The organism is Lentimicrobiaceae bacterium (genome assembly GCA_028697555.1).
GTDB lineage: Bacteria > Bacteroidota > Bacteroidia > Bacteroidales > UBA4417 > UBA4417.
Genome location: JAQVEX010000086.1, coordinates 1 through 3,572, shown reverse-complemented (window position 1 = coordinate 3,572; position 3,572 = coordinate 1). Strand labels below are relative to the sequence as shown.

3 protein-coding genes are annotated in these 3,572 nt (G+C 34.5%); 2 read left to right on the top strand and 1 reads right to left on the bottom strand.

Annotated features, from left to right (window positions below):
* Positions 1 to 728, top strand: a 728-nt coding sequence (locus tag PHP31_09900; protein ID MDD3739589.1) for a flavodoxin-dependent (E)-4-hydroxy-3-methylbut-2-enyl-diphosphate synthase, incomplete at its 5' end; no start/stop codon positions are given.
* Positions 729 to 738: 10 nt separating this feature from the next.
* Here PHP31_09900 and PHP31_09895 read toward each other — a convergent pair.
* Positions 739 to 2,760 carry an agmatine deiminase family protein gene (locus tag PHP31_09895; GenBank protein ID MDD3739588.1) on the bottom strand — a complete coding sequence of 674 codons (2,022 nt, stop codon included), beginning with the start codon at positions 2,758 to 2,760 and terminating at the stop codon, positions 739 to 741.
* A 372-nt stretch (positions 2,761 to 3,132) separates the two neighbouring features.
* Between PHP31_09895 and PHP31_09890 the strand changes: the two genes are divergently transcribed.
* On the top strand, positions 3,133 to 3,572 hold a 440-nt coding region (locus tag PHP31_09890), incomplete at its 3' end, for a hypothetical protein (protein MDD3739587.1).

Genomic DNA, 3,572 nt, shown 5'->3' with positions numbered 1-3,572 from the left:
CGATCTTCAAAATTGATAAGAGTGTTTTCAATGAAGAAGTTGTTTTCGTTAGTAGAGATACAGATGTTGAAAAAAATAAACCTTACAGCGTTATTGTCTCCAACAATGACAAGCCATACTTGATGAACAATAATAATGAAAAAGTTAAGCAAATTGTTGCGCCTACTGATTGCAAATCAATTGCTTATGATGATTTTCATGTTACGGATATTGAAGAAAACAAAAATTCCATATACAAAATCAGTTCTGAAATTAGCGATATAAATAAATTGCATGTGGATTTATCTATACATTTGGGTAATAGATTGTTCAACGGATTGATAACTGATGCTTTGTGGCTACACAACAACAATTTTGAACTTGAAACCTTAAGCAAACTGCTAAACAGCATTTTACAAGCAACTCGCAAAAAAAACACTCAAACCGAGTATATAGCTTGTCCTTCATGCGGTTGCACACTGTTTAACATTTCAGAAATGCTTTCTGAAGTTAAGGAAGCAACAAATCACTTAACACACTTGAAAATAGCCGTCATGGGCTGTATAGTTAACGGACCCGGAGAAATGAATGATGCCGACTACGGCTACATTGGTGCAGGACCAGGTGTTGTGAGTATTTATAAAAAACAAAATCTTGTTTTAAATAAAATACCTCAACAAATTGCTGTAGCAAAACTTGTTGAGGTAATAAAACTTAATAACGATTGGGTTGAAAAACCTGTAGTTTAAGAAAAGAAATTTACTTTATAATAAATTTTCCTTTTATAACCTTGCTATTGTTGTATAAAACAAAATAGTAAATACCGCTCTGAATTTTACCGCCTTTTTTAGAATCCAAATTCCAGTAAAATTCGTTAAATCCGTTATTACACATAGCATTTACAGGCTGAGCTATAAATTGCCCCTTCGCATCGTAAACATCAATAGTGATTTTTGAATTATTGTTGCTGTTGTATTTAAACAATATGTATTTGTCGCATGGGTTGGGATACACAGATAACAAATAGTTGTTTTCTGTCGAAATGTCGTTAAATAACTCAGGATTTGCGACAATAATTACCTTGTGTGTACTAGCTTCGGAAGTAATGAACATGGTATCGGTCAAGACTTGGTTAAGAGTGGTGTTTAAGTCGATGAAAACGTCAATTGATGTAGAATCTCCTGAAAGAATAGTATAAGGTAGATCCATTGAAGTAGAATCAGCCCACCAGCCTAATGTGGAACCTTGCCAATTGATATTATTAATTGTTACTTCCTGTGGTGAATAATTATAGATATTGACTTTTAGTCCATCTACAGCATGCGAGTAAGAGTTAAATAGAAGTTCATCGGGGATAACCGTAATATCTGCCACTTGCGATAATTTAACTACAAACTTGTGCGGGTCGGCACTTCCTATGTACGGATGTCTTGAAGTTCTTCCCGATTCATCTTTTGATTCTATATAGTAACTTATCAAACTACCTTCAATTTGAAGTGGAATTTTGGCAGTATATTTATTGGTCGATGTTTTTTGCATCACAATAGTGTCAAAATCACCTCTGTTTACCTTATATATAAGGTATGTACTATCGGCGTATATATTGCTATTCGAGTATGAAATTATGTCAGCATTTATTTCAAATCCATTGTTTTGTTCAATACTGTCATACAAGGGAGTATGTACAATTCTGAGCTGACCTAAATCGGCAAGCTCGTGAGTTCTACAATGTAATGCATCTGTCGATTCCCAGGGTGTGCTAGGGTTTTCGGTTACACCAATAACTTCGTATCCGGGCATTGCTTCTTTATATGCTAAAATTGCAGCTGCGTCGTTAATTGTTCCTTTTAAGGGTACGAAAACCTTGTTTTTAATTATCAATGAATTTGAGTAAGGCTCGTTGTTGGGGTTGTAAACTCTGTAAACCGTGTATTTTTTACCGTATTCATTTGTTTGCTGAGCGTAGTAAGCTGCAGTTTCTTCAACTGCGTTGTATCTCGGATGGCTTGGAGGGACTTGGCGAATTATAATTTTATCGGGTGCTAAAAACTTACCCCAGCAGTCGATATGGTCAATATAAGTGCCGTTTGGGTCTTCAACTACCATGTGATTATTAATACCCAAGTAATTTTTCATTTTATCGTCAACTTGCTGATGGGTTTGAGTAGGATTTTCTTCATAAACAAGAGTTGTAGAAGAAGCCGTATTGTAACCGTCGCACATATAATTGCCGCCGGTATGAATTACGTTCATTCCAAACCATTCAACACCTTGAAGTTGAGCAACTTTCTTTGCAATTTCATTGTCGTTAGGTCTCGGTCTGTTATACGGAAAATCGACTATACCAATTTTGTTATCGCCATAGGTTATGTACCAAGGACCGTAATCTCTTGTCCAATACGAGTCGGTGTTGGCAATAAGAAACGAACAATTGCTTAAGTTTACGCCGTTGCTCTGGTACTGTGTAGTAACAGTTGCTTGCTGATTACTATTTGCGACAATAGTCAGTACTTTAGCATCTTTTGCAATTTCTTTTATCAAAGCAATAGGAATGCCAAAAGGGTAGCGTACCAACACGCCGTCGTTGTAGCTAAATTCGGCAATACTGTTTATTTCGCCGGAAGGAGGAAGTGTTTCAACGAAACCCCTGCCAATCAGATGTTTTTTTGCAGCTTCTTCTGGCGTCATGTAATATTTCAAACCGTTGTTGGGCAAGTTCTCTTGAGCCATTGCAATGGCAGAAATTAAGGTAATTAGTATTAATAAAAACTGCTTTTTCATATGTTAAAGTTTTAATTAGTTTCTTTGTTTTTCAAAACACAAATTTAGTGTTTTATCAATAAAATCATTGATAAGGCAATAAAAAAATAAAAACTTAAATAAATTTTTAATTAAGTGCGAACTTGGCACAGTTATTGATATAATTTAAGTGGGTTTTTGGTTTTTATCAGCCCCTCGGGCTGATGCTTTTTACTAAAATTCCATTTCCTCGGAATTTTAGTATTTTAGGTACTCGGCAACATGCCGAGTACTTTTTTAATAACAAATATTAATTAAAATAATATATGAAACGAACATGCTGAATAAAACTTAATCCAAAGTACAAAGACTATAAAGTATGTGTGTTTTGTATAAACTAAAAAATAACAACTAATGAAAATAAAAAAACTAATACTTACCCTTGTTCTGCTTTTTGTTATGGCAGAAGTATTTAGCCAAGCTACATATCGTAAAAATGATTTTCAAATTAATATTGGAGCAAGTGTTGCCAATTACGGTATTCCGGCTTATTTGAATTTCGAATATTTTTCCGACAATTATTTTTCTTTCAGAGCCGATTTTAACTACAGAAATTATCCGTACAGAAATATGGGCGAAATTACTAGAATACAGGCTTTTTGCACTGCATTTGGTTTAAGTTATCATTTTGCCGAACATTTACCAATAATTGATAATATCGACCTGTATGGTGGAGGAGATGTAGGTGTAGTATTTTTCGATTATCCTGAAAATTATACAGGTATCTATCCAAAAACGCGTCTATCGATTGGAGGACACGCCGGAGCAAGATATTTTTTCACTAATAATTTTGC

Excerpts from the sequence above, each read along its gene's own strand:
- PHP31_09895 (MDD3739588.1), bottom strand. The coding sequence starts at position 2,760 with ATGAAAAAGCAGTTTTTATTAATACTAATTACCTTAATTTCTGCCATT.